The 18,957-nt window shown below is 71.2% G+C and carries 17 protein-coding genes and 1 tRNA gene; 9 read left to right on the top strand and 9 right to left on the bottom strand.

Features of this window, described 5'->3' with window-relative positions; genetic code table 11:
• Positions 1-90 precede the first annotated feature (90 nt).
• The 5 genes from BQ6202_RS10110 to BQ6202_RS10090 all read right to left on the bottom strand — a co-directional run bounded on the left by BQ6202_RS10110 (position 91) and on the right by BQ6202_RS10090 (position 4,997).
• A complete protein-coding gene (locus BQ6202_RS10110; protein WP_072314340.1) occupies positions 91-705 on the bottom strand; it encodes a response regulator in 615 nt (204 codons plus the stop codon).
• Complete coding sequence (locus BQ6202_RS10105; RefSeq protein ID WP_083587193.1) at positions 702-1,856, bottom strand: sensor histidine kinase; 1,155 nt, start codon at positions 1,854-1,856, stop codon at positions 702-704. Before BQ6202_RS10105 ends, BQ6202_RS10110 begins: the two co-directional genes overlap by 4 nt.
• A 26-nt stretch (positions 1,857-1,882) precedes the next feature.
• Positions 1,883-2,752 (bottom strand): ABC transporter permease, encoded by an 870-nt coding sequence (locus tag BQ6202_RS10100; protein WP_072314338.1) that lies wholly within the window; start codon positions 2,750-2,752, stop codon positions 1,883-1,885.
• On the bottom strand, positions 2,749-3,648 hold the full coding sequence (locus BQ6202_RS10095; RefSeq protein WP_072314337.1) for an ABC transporter ATP-binding protein: 900 nt from the start codon (positions 3,646-3,648) through the stop codon (positions 2,749-2,751). Before BQ6202_RS10095 ends, BQ6202_RS10100 begins: the two co-directional genes overlap by 4 nt.
• 155 nt (positions 3,649-3,803) lie before the next feature.
• On the bottom strand, positions 3,804-4,997 hold the full coding sequence (locus BQ6202_RS10090; RefSeq protein WP_072314336.1) for a pyridoxal phosphate-dependent aminotransferase: 1,194 nt from the start codon (positions 4,995-4,997) through the stop codon (positions 3,804-3,806).
• Between the two features lie 183 nt (positions 4,998-5,180).
• Here BQ6202_RS10090 and BQ6202_RS10085 point away from each other — a divergent pair.
• The 6 genes from BQ6202_RS10085 (at position 5,181) to BQ6202_RS10060 (ending at position 9,874) form a co-directional block, all read left to right on the top strand.
• Positions 5,181-5,253, top strand: a tRNA-Trp gene (locus BQ6202_RS10085).
• Positions 5,254-5,321: 68 nt separating this feature from the next.
• Positions 5,322-5,591, top strand: coding sequence for a preprotein translocase subunit SecE (gene secE, locus BQ6202_RS10080; protein ID WP_072314335.1), 270 nt, complete (start codon positions 5,322-5,324; stop codon positions 5,589-5,591).
• Positions 5,584-6,318 (top strand): transcription termination/antitermination protein NusG, encoded by a 735-nt coding sequence (gene nusG / locus BQ6202_RS10075; protein WP_442855778.1) that lies wholly within the window; start codon positions 5,584-5,586, stop codon positions 6,316-6,318. The genes secE and nusG overlap by 8 nt, the downstream gene beginning before the upstream one ends.
• A 75-nt stretch (positions 6,319-6,393) precedes the next feature.
• The gene (gene rplK, locus BQ6202_RS10070) at positions 6,394-6,825 is read left to right on the top strand and encodes a 50S ribosomal protein L11 (protein ID WP_072314333.1); all 432 of its coding nucleotides are present in this window, start codon (positions 6,394-6,396) and stop codon (positions 6,823-6,825) included.
• 94 nt (positions 6,826-6,919) lie between these two features.
• Entirely contained in the window at positions 6,920-7,609 is a 690-nt protein-coding gene (rplA, locus tag BQ6202_RS10065) for a 50S ribosomal protein L1 (protein ID WP_072314332.1), read from the top strand.
• 252 nt (positions 7,610-7,861) lie between these two features.
• Positions 7,862-9,874, top strand: coding sequence for a bifunctional metallophosphatase/5'-nucleotidase (locus BQ6202_RS10060; RefSeq protein ID WP_072314331.1), 2,013 nt, complete (start codon positions 7,862-7,864; stop codon positions 9,872-9,874).
• Between the two features lie 150 nt (positions 9,875-10,024).
• Here BQ6202_RS10060 and BQ6202_RS10055 read toward each other — a convergent pair whose 3' ends face one another.
• Positions 10,025-10,675, bottom strand: a complete 651-nt coding sequence (locus BQ6202_RS10055) for a response regulator (RefSeq protein WP_072314330.1) — start codon at positions 10,673-10,675, stop codon at positions 10,025-10,027.
• A 7-nt stretch (positions 10,676-10,682) separates the two neighbouring features.
• Positions 10,683-12,161: a sensor histidine kinase gene (locus BQ6202_RS10050; protein WP_072314329.1), complete on the bottom strand. Its 1,479-nt coding sequence runs from the start codon at positions 12,159-12,161 to the stop codon at positions 10,683-10,685.
• A 217-nt stretch (positions 12,162-12,378) separates the two neighbouring features.
• Here BQ6202_RS10050 and BQ6202_RS10045 point away from each other — a divergent pair, with 217 nt between their 5' ends.
• The 3 genes from BQ6202_RS10045 to BQ6202_RS10035 all read left to right on the top strand — a co-directional run bounded on the left by BQ6202_RS10045 (position 12,379) and on the right by BQ6202_RS10035 (position 16,093).
• Complete coding sequence (locus BQ6202_RS10045) at positions 12,379-14,055, top strand: ABC transporter substrate-binding protein (protein WP_442855773.1); 1,677 nt, start codon at positions 12,379-12,381, stop codon at positions 14,053-14,055.
• Positions 14,056-14,159: 104 nt separating this feature from the next.
• Entirely contained in the window at positions 14,160-15,164 is a 1,005-nt protein-coding gene (locus BQ6202_RS10040; protein WP_072314327.1) for an ABC transporter permease, read from the top strand.
• Complete coding sequence (locus BQ6202_RS10035; protein ID WP_072314326.1) at positions 15,161-16,093, top strand: ABC transporter permease; 933 nt, start codon at positions 15,161-15,163, stop codon at positions 16,091-16,093. Before BQ6202_RS10040 ends, BQ6202_RS10035 begins: the two co-directional genes overlap by 4 nt.
• A gap of 149 nt (positions 16,094-16,242) precedes the next feature.
• Here the strand turns inward: BQ6202_RS10035 and BQ6202_RS10030 are convergent, their stop codons facing one another.
• Together BQ6202_RS10030 and BQ6202_RS10025 are read right to left on the bottom strand one after the other, a co-directional pair.
• Positions 16,243-17,928, bottom strand: a complete 1,686-nt coding sequence (locus BQ6202_RS10030; RefSeq protein WP_143143714.1) for a dipeptide ABC transporter ATP-binding protein — start codon at positions 17,926-17,928, stop codon at positions 16,243-16,245.
• A 38-nt stretch (positions 17,929-17,966) separates the two neighbouring features.
• Positions 17,967-18,920, bottom strand: coding sequence for an NADP-dependent oxidoreductase (locus BQ6202_RS10025; protein WP_072314324.1), 954 nt, complete (start codon positions 18,918-18,920; stop codon positions 17,967-17,969).
• Positions 18,921-18,957: the final 37 nt, after the last annotated feature.

Here is an 18,957-nt window from a genome sequence, read left to right as displayed (position 1 = left end):
GCCGCGGATCCTGCCTGTCGGGCTTGCGTCGTGCGTGCCGGCTTGCGGCGCGTGCCGCGCCCCGCAACGAGCCGCGCCCACGCCTGACCGCTAGAGCAGCCCGCGCTGCAGCGCGATCGCGACCGCGCTCGTGCGGTCTCGCACGCCGAGCTTCGAGAAGATCGACTGCACGTGCGACTTCACGGTGGCCTCCCCGATGAAGAGGGTGGCCCCGATCGCGGCGTTCGTCGAGCCCTGCTTCATGAGCGCGAGCACCTCCCGCTCGCGCGCCGAGAGCGCGATCGCAGGGGTGCGCTGACGCTCGGCCAGCGCGCGCGCCACGCTCGGCGCCATGGCGCGCTCGCCCCTCGCCGCTGCGCGGATGCCGGCGAAGATCTCGAGCGGAGGCGCGGCCTTCAGCAGGTAGCCCGTGGCTCCGGCCTCGGTCGCCGCCAAGATGTCGGCATCCGTCTCGTAGGTCGTCAGGATGAGCACGTGCGTGGCCTCGAGCGCGGCGCGGATCCGTCTTGTCGCCTCGGCCCCGCCGACACCGGGCATGCGCAGATCGGTGAGCACGACATCGGGCCGCTGCTCGAGCGCGACGCGCACGAGCGCATCCCCGTCGGCGGCCTGCCCGACCACCTCGATGTCACTCGCCTCCGCGAGCAGCGCGACCAGTCCACCGCGGACGACGGGATGGTCGTCGGCGACCACGACGCGGATCACGCGCCACCGCCCTGCGTCGCAGCGGGCGCGGCCGCCAGCCGTGCGGTCACGGTCGTGCCCGCCGGCGAGGATTCGATCTCCAGGCTGCCGCCGGCGAGCGCCATGCGCTCGTCCAGGCCCTGCAGCCCGAGGCCTCGCGAGACCGACGCGCGGTCGAAGCCCTGCCCGTCGTCGGCCACCGACAGCACGGTGCCCGACGCATCCGTCGACACCCGCACCTCGACGCGGCGCGCCGCCGCGTGCTTGCGCACGTTCGCGAGCGCCTCCTGCGCCGTCCGCAGCAGGGCGACCTCGACGTCGACCGGGAGCGGGACGAGCGCGGCCTCGACGGCGACGACGACACCCGTCTCGGCCTGGAACCGCCCGCCGAGCCGCTCGAGCGCGACCTGCAGCCCATCGTCGAGTCCGACTCCAGCGTGGGCTGCGGCCATGCCGCGCACCTGAACCAGCGAGTCCTGCGCGAGCTGCTCGATCGAGCGCAGCGCCTCGCGGTCGAGCTGGGAGCGCTGAGCGAGCATCGCGATCGCCGCGAGGTCCTGCGCGATGGTGTCGTGCAGATCGCGCGCCATCCGCGCCCGCTCGGCGGCAGTCGCCTGCTCGCCGCTCAGTCTTGCCACGCTCGCGTGCGCGTGCTCGAGCTCGCCGATGAGGCGCTCGCGCTCGTCGTTCGCGCGCGCCAGGCCCGAGATCCACAGGCCGATGACGAGGCTGAACGCGAGGCTGAGCGCCTGCGTCGTGGCGAGCAGTCCGATCTCGCTGCCCCGCAGCGCGAAGGCGCCGAGCACAGCGCCGAACAGCGCGACGTTCGTCACCACTGCGCGCCGAGTGCTCGTGCCCGACGACATCCACAGCAGCGGCGCCACGAGCGCCTGCGCGCTCGCGAGCGGCCCGAAGGCGTAGGCGGCGGCGGCGCAAGCGATCACCGCGACGACCTGGAACGCCGCGCTGGGCCGATCGGCCACCATCCGGCGCCGCGTCAGCGCGTACGCCACCGCGATGACCAGCACGCCCGAGGCACCGAGGCCGATGGCGGCGGGCGTCGGTGCGGCGAAGCACGCGACGCCCGAGAGCACGAGCGCACCGATCCCGACATACGCGTCCCACACCCGCGGATCATCCGCCGGTGGGCGTCGGAGGGCTGCATCCGTCATCCTCCGCTCCTCCCGGCGCGCGGCCGTCACGCGCGCTTCACCCAGCGGAACGTCGCCGCTGCGATCACGGTACCCACGACCGCCCAAGCGCCCAACATGACCGCGACCATCGGCAGGTCCCACACCTCGCCGACCTCGAGGAATCGAGCGATGTCGGGCAGCATCGCCGAGCGGAAGCCGTGGGCGACCCACGCGAGCGGGAAGAGGTTGGCGACGGTCTGCAACCAGTCTGGGAGGAGCGTGAAGGGGAGGAAGACGCCGGATATGAACTGCAGGACGAGCGCGACGGGGATGACGACGGCGGATGCGGAGCTCACCGAGCGGGGGATCTGGGCGATCACGACGCCGATGGCCGCGAAGCAGACGAGCGCGGCGAGGAACACCGACGCGAGCGTGAGCCAGCGCTCCGGCTCGCTCGGCAGCTCCATGCCGAACGCGAACCGCGCCACGAGCAGCAGCAGCGCCGCCTGCGCGAGCGCGGTGACGACGAGCTGGCCGAGCTTGCCGATGAAGTAGGCGAGCACCGGCAGCGGCGTCGCGGCCAGGCGCTGCAGCGTGCCGTCGTTGCGCTCGACCGCGATCTCGATGCCGAGGTTCTGCACACCCGTCAGGAACACCCCCGCGGCGAGCATGGCGGGCAGGTAGGTGTGCGCCTGCGTCACGACCTGGCCGTCGATCTCGAGCATCGGGTCGAGATCGCCGAACGCGCTCGCGAAGATGACGAACAGGAGCACCGGGAACAGGAACGTGAAGACCATCGCGTCGCTGCGTCGCACGTACTGCAGCAGCTCGACCCGGATGCGGTCGACAGCGCATCGCGCGGTGTGCCATGGGCGGATGCCGCGGGGCCGGATGCCCTCGGGTGCGGCCGGCCGGCTGACGGCGGAGGCACTCATGCCGCGACCTCCTCGACCTGGGAGCGGGCGCCGCGTCGATCCGGTTCCGTGCCGTCCCCGGGCGGCGCGGCAGCGAGCAGCTCCAGGTAGACGTCCTCGAGCGACGGCCGCACGATCTCGAGCTCGCGCGGCTCACCGGCGAGCGCCCGCACCACGGCCGCGGGCTCGAGCGTTCGCACCTCGTGGTGACCGGAGGCATCCGCCCACCGCACGATCGGCGTGCGCGCCTCGGCGCCGCCGATGCGATCGACGCTGTCGAGCGCGAGCAGCCGGCCGCCGGCGATGATGCCGGCGCGGTCGGCGAGCTGCTCGGCCTCATCGAGGTAGTGGGTGGTGAGCAGGATGGTGGTGCCGTCTGCAGCGACCGCGCGGATGAGCTCCCAGAACTGCCTTCGCGCCTGCGGGTCGAAACCGGTCGTGGGCTCGTCGAGGAAGAGGACCTCCGGGCGACCGATGATGCCGAGCGCGACGTCGACGCGCCGCTGCTGGCCGCCCGACAGCTTGCCGACGCGGCGCCTCGCGTGCTCGCCGAGGCCGACCGCCGCGATGGTCTCGTCGACGTCCCGCGCGCGGGGGAAGACTCGGGCGAAGTGCGTCAGGATCTCGCGCACCGTCAGCATGCCCGCCTGCCCGCTCGACTGCAGCACGACGCCGATGCGACTGCGCCAGGCGCGGTCGCCCGTGCGCGGGTCGACGCCGAGCACGCGCGCCCTGCCGCTCGTCGGGGTGCGGAAGCCCTCGAGCATCTCGACGGTGGTGGACTTGCCGGCGCCGTTCGGGCCGAGCAGGGCGAAGGTCTCGCCGCGCTCGATCTCGAAGGAGACGCCGTCGACGGCGATGCGATCGCCATAGCGCTTCGTGAGGCCGTCGACGACGACCGCTGGTGCTGTGCTCATGCCTCCAGGCTGGCGGCGCTGCCGGCACCGCGCATCCACCGATCGGTGGGGTGGCGGGCGCCGCCGTCGCGCTCAGTCAGCGCGCCGACGCGAAGACGGCCGTCAGTGCCGACCGGTCGTCGCGTCGAACCGCCCGCACCTCGAGCATGCGCGGCTCAGGCGCCGAAGAGCCGCTGCAGCCGCTGCACGCCCTCGAGCAGCGCGTCGTCGCCGAGCGCGTAGGAGAAGCGCAGGTACCCCGACGGCCCGAACGCCTCGCCCGGCACTGCCGCGACCTCGGCCTGCTCGAGCATCAGGTCGGCGAGCTCCAGGCTCGATGTGGGTGTGACCCCGCCCCACTCCTGCCCCAGCAGCCCCGACACATCCGCGTAGACGTAGAAGGCGCCCTTCGGCGTCGGCACCGAGAAGCCGGGGATCTTGGACAGCTCGCCGACGATCGTCTGCCGCCGGCGGTCGAAGGCCGTCAGCATCTCTGCCACCGCGTCCTGCGGCCCGTTGAGCGCCTCGACAGCGCCGAGCTGCGCCACGTTGTTCACGTTGCTCGTCAGGTGCGACTGCAGGTTGCCCGCCGCCTTGATGACGTCGGCCGGGCCCACCATCCAGCCCACGCGCCAGCCGGTCATCGCATAGGTCTTCGCGACGCCGTTGACGAGGATCGTGCGGTCGGCGATCGCCGGCAGTGCTTCGACGATCGACAGCGCGCGCTCGCCGTCGTAGGTGAGGTTCTGATAGATCTCGTCGCTCACGACCCACAGCCCGTGGCTCTCGGCCCACTCGGCGATGGCGCGGATGTGGTCGGCCGGGTACACGGCGCCCGTCGGGTTCGAGGGGCTCACCATGAGCAGCGCCTTCGTGCGCTCGGTGCGCGCCGCCTCGAGCTGGTCGACGGTGACGAGGTAGCCCTGGTCGGCGCCCGCGAAGACGTCGACCTGCGTCGCGCCGGTGAGGGCGATGGCCTCGGGGTAGGTGGTCCAGTAGGGCGTGGGCACGAGCACCTCGTCGCCCGGGTCGAGGATCGTCTGGAACGCCTGGTACACCGACTGCTTGCCGCCGTTCGTGACGAGCACCTGGCTCGCCGCGACCTCGAGGCCTGAGTCGCGCAGGGTCTTCGCCGCCACGGCCTCGCGCAGCTCCGGCAGGCCCGCAGCGGGGGTGTAGCGATAGTTCTTCGGGTCGGCGAGCGCGCGCTGCGCCGCCTCGACGATGTTCGGCGGCGTCGCGAAGTCGGGCTCGCCCGCGGCATAGGAGATCACGTCGCGACCCTGGGCCTTGAGGGCCTTGGCCTTCGCGTCGACCTTGAGGGTGGCGGATTCGTTGATGGCGGCGATGCGCGCGGCGATGCGGTTCACGGCACCAAGCCTAGGCCGCGGCGGATGCGGCGCGCTGGCGTGCGGCCGACCCGACGCGCCAGCGACGCGCGCCCCAAGTGGACAGGGGCCTCCGAGTCGAAGTATGCTGTTCCCTTGGTGGTTGACGATCGCCATGCTGTTGCGTGCCTCCGGGCTCACGACCGCGTGGGATGCCACCAGCCCAGGGCGGTGGCTCAATTGGTAGAGCAGCGGTCTCCAAAACCGCAGGTTGCAGGTTCGAGTCCTGTCCGCCCTGCTCAGGGCTCCGGAACCGGGGCCTGATGGGCTCCGGCATTCGCCGGGCCGAACGGACGAAGGGTCACTGTGGCTGAGAACGCGATCGAGGAGGCACCCCGCTCACGCGAGGCTGCTTCTCGCAACCCGTTCGCGCGCCTGGTCGCCTTCCTCAAGGAAGTGCTGGTCGAGCTCCGCAAGGTCGTCACGCCGACGCGCAAGGAGCTGATCCGCTACACGCTCGTCGTGCTCGTCTTCGTGGTCTTCATGATGCTCCTCGTCTCGGCTCTCGACCTGGTGTTCGGCTCGTTCGTCGGCTGGATGTTCGGCGATCTGCCGCTGTTCGGCCTCGCTGGCTGAGCCCGATCCGAGACGTGAAGGAGAAGGTGGATACGTGTCAGACGTCAACGACCTCGACATCGAGCTGAACAAGGCGCTCGACGATCTCGTCCCCGACGAGGAGAAGCCGGCCGAGCCGACGACCGACCCCTACGAGGACTTCAAGCGCGAGATGCGCATGAAGCCGGGTCGCTGGTTCGTCATCCACTCGTACGCTGGCTACGAGAAGAAGGTCAAGGCCAACATCGCCTCGCGCGCCGAGAACATGCAGGTCGAGGGCATCTACGAGATCCAGGTGCCGACGGAGGACGTGCTCGAGACCAAGAACGGCCAGGCCAAGCGCGTCAACCGCGTGCGCGTGCCGGGCTACGTGCTCGTGCGCATGGACCTCGACGAGGACACCTGGTCCGTCGTCCGCCACACGCCTGGCGTGACCGGCTTCGTCGGCAACGCCCACAACCCCGCGCCGCTGCGCTTCGACGAGGCCTTCACGATGCTGAAGCCGATCGCCGACGAGCAGCTCGCCGAGCAGCAGAAGGCCACGCCCGACGCGAAGCCCGCGCAGCTCACGGTGGAGGTCGACTTCGAGGTCGGCGAGACCATCACGATCACCGAGGGCTCGTTCGCGGGCTTCCCCGGCACGATCTCCGAGATCCAGCCGGCGAGCCGCAAGCTCACCGTGCTCGTCAGCCTGTTCGAGCGCGAGACTCCTGTCGAGCTCGGCTTCGGCCAGGTCAGCAAGCTCTAGCCCCGACAGGGGCTGGATGCGGTCCCGGGCTCCACAGGCGAGCCCGCGTCCGCGACACACCAAGAAGGAAGAGACATGGCACCCAAGAAGAAGGTCACGGGTCTGATCAAGCTGCAGATCCAGGCCGGCGCCGCCAACCCCGCGCCGCCGGTCGGTCCGGCGCTCGGCCAGCACGGCGTCAACATCATGGAGTTCTGCAAGGCGTACAACGCTGCCACGGAGAACCAGCGCGGCAACGTCATCCCCGTCGAGATCACCGTCTACGAGGACCGCTCGTTCGACTTCGTGCTCAAGACCCCGCCGGCCGCTGAGCTCATCAAGAAGGCAGCTGGCGTCAAGAAGGGCTCTGGCGTCCCGCACACGACGAAGGTCGGCAAGCTGACGCAGGCGCAGGTCGAGGAGATCGCGCAGCAGAAGATGCAGGACCTCAACGCGAACGACCTCGCAGGCGCTGCGAAGATCGTCGCCGGCACGGCCCGCTCCATGGGCATCACCGTCGAGGGCTGACCCCCTCGCTGCGCTCGCGCAGCACCCGAGCCGAAGGCTCACCAGTGGGAGCGCCGGCCAGGCGCGCACCACGAACTCTGATCTGGAGGATCACATGGCACAGAAGTCCAAGGCCTACAAGGCCGCAGCGGCGAAGATCGACGCTGACTCGTCCTACACGGCCGCTGACGCCGTCATGCTCGCTCGCGAGACGGGTTCGGCGAAGACCGACTCGACCGTCGAGGTGGCGCTGAAGCTCGGCGTCGACCCCCGCAAGGCCGACCAGATGGTCCGCGGTACCGTTTCTCTTCCTCACGGCACCGGCAAGACCGCTCGCGTCATCGTCTTCGCGCAGGGCCCGGCTGCTGAGGCCGCCATCGCCGCTGGTGCCGACGAGGTGGGCTCGGACGAGCTCATCGAGAAGGTGGCCGCCGGTTGGACCAACTTCGACGCCGCCGTCGCGAGCCCCGAGCTCATGGGCAAGGTCGGTCGTCTCGGCAAGGTGCTCGGCCCGCGCGGCCTGATGCCGAACCCGAAGACCGGCACCGTCACGCCGAACGTCGCGCAGGCCGTGACGGACATCAAGGGCGGCCGCATCGAGTTCCGCGTCGACAAGCACTCGAACGTGCACTTCATCGTCGGCAAGGCGTCGTTCTCGGCCGAGCAGCTCACGGACAACATCCAGGCCGCGCTCGACGAGATCGTGCGCCTGAAGCCGTCGTCGTCGAAGGGCCGCTACGTGCTGAAGGCCACCGTCTCGACGACCTTCGGCCCCGGCATCCCGGTGGACGTCACCACCATCTGAGCCTGGAGTGCGCAATGCGGCGAAGCCGCGTTGCGCACGGAAGCCTCGAGGTCGAGGAGCGCGCGCCGCTGGCGCACGCGTCACGAGAACCAGCCAAGAGCCCCGCTTCGGCGGGGCTCTTGTCGTTCCCGGCGTCATCCGACGGGCGTCACCGGATGTTCACCGCCTGTCGCTTGACCCTCGGTCGCGGCATCCGCTTGGCTCGACGAGGTGCCCCTGGGCGCCGGTCCCGCATCATCGAGAAAGGCCCCCATGCCCAACCGCACCCTCCCGGCGATCACCGCTGCCATCGCAGCAGCGGCGCTCGCCCTCGTGCCGGCGACCGCCGCAGCCGCTGCCCCCGGCGACCCGGTCGAGCTGACGATCCTCTCCACCACCGACACCCACGGGCACGTCCTCAACTGGGACTACTTCGCCAATGCGCCCTACCCCGCGGGTGAGGAGCTGGGGCTCGCCCGCGCAGGCACCGTGATCGAGCAGGTCCGCGCGGAGCGCGGCGACGACTCGGTGCTGCTGTTCGACAACGGCGACGCGATCCAGGGCACCCCGCTGACCTACCTGACGGGCCTGCGCGAGCCGGTGACCGAGACCGGTGACACGCATCCGATGGCCGCCGCCTTCAACGCCCTCGACTACGACGCGCAGGTCGTCGGCAACCACGAGTACAACTACGGCCTCGACCTGCTCGAGACCTACGACGCGCAGCTCGACGCGCCGCTGCTGGGCGCCAACGCCGTCGACGCCGCGACTGCAGAGCCGGTGCTGCCGCCGACGACCATGGTCGAGCGCACCATCGACGGGCAGACCGTGCAGGTCGGTGTGATCGGCGTCGTGGCACCGGGCGTGCGCGTCTGGGATCGTGCGATCGTCGAGGGCATCCTCGAGTTCGAGGATCAGGTGGAGACGGTCGAGCGCTACGTGCCAGAGCTCGAGGCGGCCGGAGCCGACCTGGTGGTGGTGCTCGCGCACACCGGTCTCGACCCCGAGGCCCAGGTCTACGACCCGGCAGCGCTCCAGGAGAACCTCGCCACCTCTGTGGCGAGAGTGCCGGGCGTCGACGTGGTCGTCGCCGGCCACTCGCACCAGGACAACCCCGAGGTGATCGTCGAGCAGCCGGGCGGCGGCCACGCGATCGTGACGCAGCCGGTCTACTGGGGCGGCAGCGTCTCGCAGGTCGAGCTGACGCTCGTGCCCTCGGGCGACGGCTTCGAGGTCGACTGGGCGGATGCTGCGCCGACCGGGCAGCAGCTCACCACCTCGGGCGAGGTGGCCGAGCACACCGACGTCGTCGCCGCCGTGCAGGAGCAGCACCAGGCGACGGTCGACTACGTGAACACCCAGATCGCCACGCTCACCGAGACGATGTCGGGCGCGACGAGCCGCTTCGAGGACACGGCGCTGCTCGACTTCGTCAACGAGGTGCAGACCGCCACCGTGCGCGACGCGCTGGTCGGCACCGAGCACGAGGGCGCGACCGTCATCTCGCAGGCGTCCCCGTTCAATCGGGATGTGGTCTTCCAGGCCGGCCCCGTGACGGTGCGCGACATGGCGGCGCTGTACATCTACGAGAACACCCTGCTCGCCGTCGAGCTCACCGGCGCCGAGCTGCGCGACTACCTCGAGTGGTCGGCGCGCTACTTCATCGAGCAGGAGGTCGGCGCGCCGATCACCGCGGAGGTGGCGGGCGCGTTCGATCCTGCTGCCAACCGGCCGATCCCGGACTACGCCTACGACGTCGTCGACGGCATCGAGTACGTCTTCGACATCTCGCAGCCGGTCGGGGAGCGCCTCGTGCGCTTCCAGCACGAGGATGGCAGCGCGATCGCCGATGACGACACCTTCGTGATGGGCATCAACAACTACCGGCAGTCGGGCGGCTCCGGCTACCCGCACGTGGCGGACGCCCCGGTGGTCTACGACGGCCTGCTCGAGCTGCGCCAGCTGCTGATCGACTACGCGATCGAGCGGGGCACGATCGACCCGGCCGAATTCGCCGACGTCAACTGGTCGCTGACCACGACGCCGCTCGCCGAGACGCCCGCGCCCAGCGAGCCCGCTCCCAGCGAGCCCGCGCCGAGCGAGCCCGCGCCGAGCGAGCCCGCGCCGACGGACGACGCGTCACCCGCACCGACCGGCGGCGCCGCACCCGGTGCCGGCGGTGAGCTGCCCCGCACGGGCGGCGAGCCCGCGCTCGCCGTGCTGCTGCTGGCTGGCGCGCTGCTGGCCGCCGGAGCACTGCTGACGCGCCGCACCGGCCGCGCCTGAGCGAATCGGACCCCTTCCGCCACGGCAGACCCGGTGCACCGGGTCCCGCTCGGCGGAAGGGGTCCGCTGCGTGCGGTCGCGGTGCCGCGCGCTGCGCGGGAGCCCCCGCGCGCCACTCGGCCGGCGCGCTTCGGCAGCCAGCGCGCAGCGCTACACCTCGATGAGTCGGTGCTCGTAGGCGAGCGCGATCAGCTGCACCCGGCTCGCGACGCCGAGCTTCGTGAGGATCGCGCGCATGTGCGTCTTCACGGTGGTCTCCGCCACCCACAGCTGCCTCGCGATGTCGGCGTTCGAGAGCCCCCGCGCCGCGAGCGCGAAGAGCTCGCGCTCCCGCTCCGTCAGCTCGGCGAGGATCGACGCGTCGGGCGCCGGCCGCACCGGCGCAAACGCCCGCAGCAGATCGAAGGTCTCGGCGGGCGCGATCACCTGCTGGCCCTCGACGACCGCGCGGATCGACTGCACGAGGAACTCCGGCCGCGCGTCCTTGAGCAGGAACCCGCTCGCTCCGGCGCGCAGCGCATCCACCACCGCCTCGTCGTGCCGGATGGTGGTCAGCACGATCACGTGCGGCGGCGGCTCGGGCGACTCGCGCCGGATGGCCGCGGTGGCGCTCACGCCGTCGAGCACGGGCATGCGGATGTCCATGAGCACCACGTCTGGCTGCAGCTCGCGCGTGCGCGCGATCGCCTGCTCGCCGTCGAGCGCCGTGCCGACCACCTCGAGCCCCTCCTGGCTCTCGAGGATCATCGCGAGCCCCTGCAGGAAGAGCTCCTGGTCGTCGACGAGCAGCAGCCTGATCACGGCAGCCTCACTGCGGCCCCGCGCCGGGCGCCATGGGGTTTCGGATGCGCCCGTCGGGTGGCAGCGCGGGGCCCAGGTCGACCGTGGACGCCAGCGACCAGCCCACCGGCGGCGGCGCTGCTGCTGCGATCCGACGCTCGGGACGAGGGTCGGCGCTGGGGTCGGGGCGGAGACCCGAAGGGGTCTCCGCCTCAGCGCTCCACCGCGCGACGATCCACGGTGCCACGACGTCCTCCGGCCGCGGCTGCGTCGCGACCGGCAGGGTGAACAGCTGCGACTCCGTGAGCGGCGGCGTCGGGGCCTCGCTCACCTTCCGGAACTCCGGTTCGCCTGCCTCCGCATCCGCCGCGTAGGGGAGGTGTCCGCTCACGAGGAACCGGTCGCCGTCGGCGCTGATCTCGAGCGAGCCGCCGGCGAGCCTGGCGCGCTCGTGCATGCCGGCGATGCCGCGGCCCGCGGGCTGCAGCGCAGCGCGGTCGGCGATGGGGGAGGAGACGGCGAGGCTGAGCCCCGGCCCCGTCCAGGTGAGGCTGACGACGATGTCGATGTCGCTGCCGCCGTGGCGGAGGGCGTTCGTGAGGCTCTCCTGCACGATGCGGTAGGCCGCGATGTCGCCCAGCCGCGGGAGGCGCCCGTGCTCGCCGACGTCGAGCAGGGTGACGGTCGGGCCCGCCGAGCGCACCTGCGCCACGAGGCTCGGGATGTCGGTGCTCGTCGCCTGCGGCCGCCGCGCGTCGTCGTCGACCCGCTCGAGCAGCTGGCGCACCTCGACCAGCGCCAGGCGCGCGGTGTCGCTGATGGTGGTGAGCACGGGATCGATGCGCTCCGGATGCGCGGCGTGGCTCAGGCGCAGCCCCTCGGCCTGGGCGGCGAGCACGGCCAGGGAGTGCGCCATCACGTCGTGGAAGTCGTGGGTCAGGTCGGCGCGCAGCCGCTCGTCGCGCAGCTCCGACTCGACGACCGTCGTGCGCGCGACGGCCTGCTGCTTCGCCGACTCGGCGCGCAGGGCATCGCGGAGGCCCCTCGCGCCGACGACCGCGGCCCACGCGAGCATCGCGAGCAGCCACGGCCCCGCCACCGTGCTGACGTCGGTCTGACCCCAGCCCTGCTCGCTGACCTGCACGGTGCTGCGCCACGTCAGGGCGAGCGCGGCGACGAGCCCGAGCGGCAGCCCGGAGAGCAGCCGCAGCCGCAGCGGCTCCACGCGCCACGCGATCAGCGCGGCGGCGCCGAAGCCGAGGGCGAAGAGCAGCCCCGAGTGGGCGGGCTCGGTGGGCGACGCCGACCAGATGCCGAGCAGCACCGCCGCGAAGGCGGCGCGCGGCCACCACGGCAGCACCGCGAAGCCGCCGAGGATCAGCAGGGTCACGAAGAGCCCTGCGAGCCCGTCGATCTGCATGCTGAGCACCAGCGAGCCGAGGAAGCACGCGGCGATCAGCGTCGGGGACCACCGCAGGGCGAGGCGGACGGCTTCCGTGAGGATCATGCGCTCAGGCTAGGCCGACGGTGCCGCGCTCGCACCGCATCCGCGCCCTTCTCGTCCTCAGGGAGGAGGGAGCGAGCCACCCCGAGCAGGTCGTTGCGCGATCGTGACTGTGCGAGCGCGGTGTTTGCGCCCTGCGCGGGCTAGGTTGGTGCTCACGCACGTTCGACGCGGAGCGCGGAGCCCGTGCGATGAATCCCTTGATGAAAGGTCCAGCATCGTGATCTCACCCGCAAAGCGGCGCCTGCTCGCCGGCCTGGCCGGAGGCGCAGCCATGACGCTCGTGCTCACCGGCTGCGTCCAGAGCCAGCGCGAGGACGGCGGCGACACCGGTGGCGACACCGCGGCGCCCAGCGACGTCGACTCGACGTTCACCTTCGCCGCCTCGAGCGACCCCTCGGGCCTCGACCCGGCCTTCGCCTCCGACGGCGAGACGTTCCGCATCTCGCGCAACATCTTCGAGGGCCTCATCGGCGTCGAGCCGGGCACGGCAGACCCGGCCCCGCTGCTCGCCGAGTCGTGGGAGACCACGGAGGACGGCACCTCGACCACCTTCACGCTCAAGAGCGACGTCACGTTCCACGACGGCACGCCCTTCGACGCCGAGGCCGTCTGCGCCAACTTCGACCGCTGGTACAACTGGGAGGGCCTGACGGCCACGGAGAGCCTGTCGTACTACTACGGCAACCTCTTCGGAGGCTACGCCGGCGACGAGAACGCGCTCTACGAGTCGTGCTCCGCCGACGACGAGCTCACCGCGACCGTCAACCTGACGCGCGCCTTCTCGGGCTTCATCCCTTCGCTCTCGCTGCCCGCGTTCGCGATGCAGAGCCCGACGGCGCTCGAGGAGTACAGCGCCGACGAGGTCGGCGGCTCGGAGGAGGCTCCGGAGTACAGCGAGTACGCCGAGGGTCACCCGGTCGGCACCGGCCCGTTCACCTTCGACTCCTGGGCGCCCGGTGAGTCGGTCGTGCTGCAGGCATACCCCGAGTACTGGGGCGAGCAGGGCCAGGTCCAGGAGGTCGTCTTCCGCGTCATCGACGACCCGACCGCGCGCCGCCAGGCGCTCGAGGCCGGCGACGTCGACGGCTACGACCTGGTCGCGCCCGCCGACACCGCTGCCCTCGACGAGGCCGGCTTCAACGTCATGCAGCGCGACCCGTTCACGATCCTCTACCTCGGCCTCAACCAGACCGTCGAGGAGCTCCAGGACGTGCGCGTGCGCCAGGCGATCACCCACGCGATCGACCGCGAGGCGCTCGTCACGCAGGTGCTCCCCGAGGGCACCGAGGTCGCCTCGCAGTTCATCCCGCCGGTGGTCAACGGCTACAACGACGCCGTCACCGACTACGAGTACGACCCCGACCGCGCTCGCGAGCTGCTCGCCGAGGCCGGCTACGAGGATGGCTTCGAGATCGACTTCAACTACCCGGTGAACGTCTCGCGCCCCTACATGCCGAACCCCGAGCAGATCTTCTCGGCGCTCTCCGGCCAGCTCGAAGCGGTGGGCATCACCGTCAACCCCGTCGCCGACGAGTGGACCGACTACCTCGACCTGATGCGCGGCTCTGACGACCACGGCGTGCACCTGCTCGGCTGGACGGGCGACTACAACGACACCGACAACTTCGTCGGCGTCTTCTTCGGCAGCCCGTCGAACGAGTGGGGCTTCGAGAACGACGAGCTGTTCACGGCGCTCTCCGACGCACGGCAGCTGCCCGACCCCGAGGAGGCGGGCACCGCCTACCAGGAGATCAACGAGCAGATCGCGCAGTTCGTGCCCGGTGTGCCGCTCGCGCACCCGGCCCCGTCGCTGGCGTTCGACTCGCGCGTGACCTCCTACCCGGCCAGCCCGGTCAACGACGAGGTCTACAACCTGATCGAGCTCAGCGAGTAGTCTCGATCCATCATCCGGATGCCGTGGGGCGACTTCGTCCCACGGCATCCGGCACGACCGGCCTCAGTCGGTCATCGCCACCCCGCCCCTGACGGAGAGACGACGTGCTTCGAACCATCGGCAGACGCCTCCTGCTGCTGATCCCGACCCTCTTCGGGCTGTCCGTGCTGCTGTTCTTCTGGGTGCGCTCGCTGCCCGGCGGGCCGGCTGCGGCGCTGCTCGGCGAGCGCGCGACGCCGGAGGCGATCGAGCGCATCAACGAGGCCTACGGATTCAACCGGCCGCTGCCCGAGCAGTACCTCACCTGGCTGACGCGGCTGCTGCAGGGCGACTTCGGCAACTCGATCGAGACCCGGCGCCCGGTGCTTGAAGAGTTCATGAACCGCTTCCCGGCCACCATCGAGCTGTCGCTGCTCGCCCTCATCATCGCGGTCGGCATCGGCATCCCGCTCGGCTACTGGGCGGCCCGCAACCACGGCCGGCTCGTCGATCACGTCTCTGTGGGCCTGAGCCTGCTGGGCATCACGATCCCCGTCTTCTTCCTCGCCTTCATGCTCAAGTGGCTGTTCGCGGTGCAGCTCGGCTGGCTGCCGACCACCGGCCGGCAGGACCGAGGCATCGACGCCACCCACTTCACGGGCTTCTACGTGCTCGACGGCTTCCTGACCGGCGAGTTCGACGCAGCCTGGAACGCGTTCCTGCACCTGCTGCTGCCGGCGCTCGCGCTCGCCACGATCCCGCTCGCGATCATCGTGCGCATCACCCGCGCCTCTGTGCTCGAGGTCGTGAACGCCGACTACGTGCGCACCGGCCGGGCCAAGGGCGTCTCGACGCAGATCATCCGCAACCGCTTCGTGCTGCGCAACGCCATGCTCCCCGTCGTCACGACGATCGGCCTGCAGACCGGCCTGCTGATCTCGGGGGCGGTGCTCACCGAAACGGTGTTCGCCTTCCCGGGCATCGGTGCGTTCCTCGCCGGCGCGATCTTCGGCCGCGACTTCCCGGTGCTGCAGGGCTTCGTGCTCTTCATCGCCGTCGCCTACGCGCTGATCAACCTGCTCGTCGACATCTCCTACAGCTTCATCGACCCGAGAGTGAGGATCCAGTGAGCGCCGCAGAGGTCCTCCCCACACCGACCGGACCCGAGGCTGGCGGCCCGCAGCGCCGCAGCGGCAGCTTCTGGGGCGATGTCCTCCGCCGCGTGCGCCGCAACCCGGCTGCGTGGGTCGGTGCGGTCGTCGTGGCGCTGTTCATCCTGGTCGCCGTGCTCGCGCCGATCCTGGCGCCCTATCCCGAGCTCGCGACCCCGGGCCGCGAGAACCTGCGCCCGACCTCGCTGCCGGGCATCGGCGACCTGCCGGAGTTCCCGCTGGGCATCGACCGCTTCGGCGGCGACGTGCTCTCGAAGCTCATCTGGGGCGCGCAGGCATCGCTGCTGATCGGCATCATCTCGACCTTCTTCGGCCTCGTCGGCGGCATGGTGCTGGGCGCCCTGGCGGGCGCGTTCGGCGGATGGGTCGACAGCGTGATCATGCGGGTCGTCGACATCCTGCTCTCGGTGCCCCACCTCCTGCTCGCCGTGTCGATCGCGGCGGTGCTCGGGCGGACCCCGCTCGCCATCATGATCGCGATCGGCGTCGCTCAGGTGCCGATCTTCGCGCGCCTGCTGCGCTCGTCGATGCTCGGCCAGCGCAGCGCCGACTACGTGCTCGCCGCGCGCACACTGGGCCTCGGCACGGGCCGCATCACCATGACGCACCTGCTGCCGAACTCGGTCGGCCCCGTGATCGTGCAGGCCACGCTGACGCTCGCGACCGCCGTCATCGACGCCGCCGCGCTGTCGTTCCTCGGCCTCGGCGGCGGGCGGCCGGAGACCGCGGAGTGGGGTCGCATGCTCACGTACGCGCAGGCCGAGCTCGCGATCGCGCCGTCGCTGGCGTTCCTGCCGGGCATCTGCATCATGATCACCGCGCTCGGCTTCACGCTGCTCGGGGAGTCGCTGCGCGAGGCGATGGACCCGCGGACGCGCAAGCGCTAGGGCTTCGACGCGCTCATCGGCCCGCGGCCGCGGAGCGGCTCAGCCGGCCGGTCCCGCGCCCTGAGCCGGTGCGCGCCGCAGGCGCACACCGTGACGAAGGGCCGCGCCCTGAGCCGGTGCGCGCCGCAGGCGCACACCGTGACGAAGGGTCAGCTCGCGATCTGCAGCTCGTTGCCCGGGATCGACGCGAGCAGCTTCCGCGTGTACGGGTCGCGCGGGTTCGTGAAGATCTCCTCCGACGTCGCCGCCTCGACCAGCTTGCCGTTCTGCATCACCGCGACGTAGTCGCTGATCAGCCGCACCACCGCGAGGTCGTGCGAGATGAAGAGGTAGCTGAGCCCGAGCTCCTGCTGCAGGTCGCCGAGCAGGCGCAGGATCTGGTCCTGCACGAGCACGTCGAGGGCCGAGACCGGCTCGTCGCAGACGATCACGTCGGGCTTCAGCGCGAGCGCGCGCGCGATCGCCACGCGCTGCCGCTGGCCGCCGGAGAGCTCTGAGGGGTAGCGGCGCGCCATGTCGCTCGGCAGCGCCACCTGGTCCAGCAGCTCGCGCACGCGCCGCTCGCGCTCGGCGCGCGACCCCTTGCCGTAGAACGACAGCGGCTCCTCGATGATCTTCTCGATCGTGAACATCGGGTTGAGCGACGAGTACGGGTCCTGGAACACCGGCTGCACGCGCTGCCGGAAGGCCTTCTGCTCCTCGCGCGAGAGCGTGAAGATGTCCTTGCCCTCGAAGCGCACCGTGCCGCTGGTCGGCTCGTAGGCCTTCAGCAGCATGCGAGCGGTCGTCGTCTTGCCGGAGCCCGACTCGCCCACGATCGAGACGGTCGTGCCGCGCGGCACCTTGAGCGAGACGTCGTCCACGGCCTTGAAGGGCTCGCGGCTGCCCCGCACCGGGAACTCCTTCGTGACGCCCTCGAACTCGATGATCGTGTCCGCCACCGATGCGCCGGGCGCCTCCGCAGCATCCGCCGCGGGGCGCGGCGCAGTGGTGCCCACGCCCTTGCCGATGAAGTCCTCGGGTCGCAGACGAGCCATCGCCACCGAGGGCGCGGCCTTCACGAGCGACTGCGTGTAGGGGTGCTGCGGGTCCTCGAGGATCTGCTTGGCGGGGCCTTGCTCGACAACACGACCGCGGTGCATCACGACGACCTGCTTCGCGCGCTCGGCTGCGAGGCCGAGGTCGTGCGTGATGAGCAGCACGGAGGTGCCGAGCTCCTGCGTCATCGTCTCGAGCTGGTCGAGGATGGTGCGCTGCACCGTGACGTCGAGCGCGCTCGTCGGCTCGTCGGCGATCAGCAGCTGCGGGCGGCAGGCGAGGCCGATCGCGATGAGGGCGCGCTGGCGCATGCCGCCCGAGAACTCGTGCGGATACTGCTTCGCGCGTGCCGCGGCGTCGGGCAGGCCGGCTGCCTCGAGCGTCTCGATCACCTTCTGCTCGACGTCCTTCTTCGTGGCGAGCCCGTGCGCGAGCAGCGTCTCGGCGACCTGCGTGCCGATCTTCGCGACCGGGTTCAGGTTCGACATCGGATCCTGCGGCACGAGCCCGATGCGGCGGCCGCGGATCGTGCGCAGCTTCGACTCGTTCGCCCCCACGAGCTCTTCGCCGTCGAAGCGGATGCTCCCGGTGGTGACGCGGCCGTTGCCCGGCAGCAGCCCGATGACCGCCATCGCTGTCGTGGACTTGCCGGAACCCGACTCGCCCACGATCGCGAGGGTCTCGCCCGCGCCGATCGTCAGGTTGGCCTCGTGCACCGCCGTCACCACGCCGTCCTGCGTGGTGAACTCGACCTTGAGGCCCGAGACTTCCAGCAGCGGCTTCTTCGCGTCGCTCATGGCGACCATCCTGCCCTGTCTCGCGCCGCTTCGCTGACTCAGCGCACCTGCAGCACGAGCTTGCCGCGCACGTGGCCGCCCTGCAGGGCGTCGAAGGCCTCGTGCACGCTCTCGAGCGGGTACGCCCGCTGCACCTCGACGCGCACGTCTCCGGCGTCGATGAGCCGAGCGATGATGCCGAGGTTCGAGCCGTCGGCCTCGACCTTCACCGCCGACGCGCGCAGCCCGCGCTCGGCGGCGACGGATGCGTAGTCGGGCCAGGAGCCGGTGGGCACGTTCAGGTAGAGCCCGCCGTGCTTCAGCACGTCGAGCGAGCGCGTGCCCGTGTCGTCGGCCACGTTGCCGATCAGGTCGACCACCACGTCGACCTTCTGCAGCACCTCCTCGAAGCGCTGCGCGCGGTAGTCGACGACCTCGTCGGCGCCGAGGCTGCGCACGAAGTCGACGTTGCGCTCCGACACGGTCGTGGCGACCTGCGCGCCGAAGTACTTCGCGAACTGCACGGCGAAGTGGCCCACCCCGCCCGCGCCGGCGTGGATGAGGATGCGCTGCCCGGCGCGCGCCTTCGCGATGCGCACCACCGCATCCCATGCGGTGAGCGCCGCGCACGGCACCGCTGCGGCCTCCTCGAAGCTGAGCGATTGCGGCTTCAGCGCGAGCGCGAGGCTCGGCACCACGGCCTGCTCGGCGAAGCTGCCGCGCGTGCGCCAGTGGTTGGCCGAGCCGAAGACGGCGTCACCGGGCTGCAGGTCGTGCGCCTCGTAGGGCGCCTCTGCGACGACGCCGGCGATGTCGCCGCCCGGGATCCAGGGGAGGAGCGGCTCGACGGCCTTCGCCGCGCCCTTGCCGATGACCGTCTTGAAGTCGATGGGGTTCATCCCCGCCGCGTGGACGTCGACGAGCACCTCGGTGCCGAGCCTCAGCGGTGCCTCGATCTCCCCGATCTCGACCCCGTCCGTCGGCCCGAACTCCCGCACCAGCACTGCACGCATCGCACATCCTCCCGATCGCCTCGACCGTAGCGCAGGC

The organism is Agrococcus sp. Marseille-P2731 (assembly GCF_900117395.1).
GTDB lineage: Bacteria > Actinomycetota > Actinomycetes > Actinomycetales > Microbacteriaceae > Agrococcus.
This window is presented reverse-complemented; position numbering and strand designations above follow the sequence as displayed.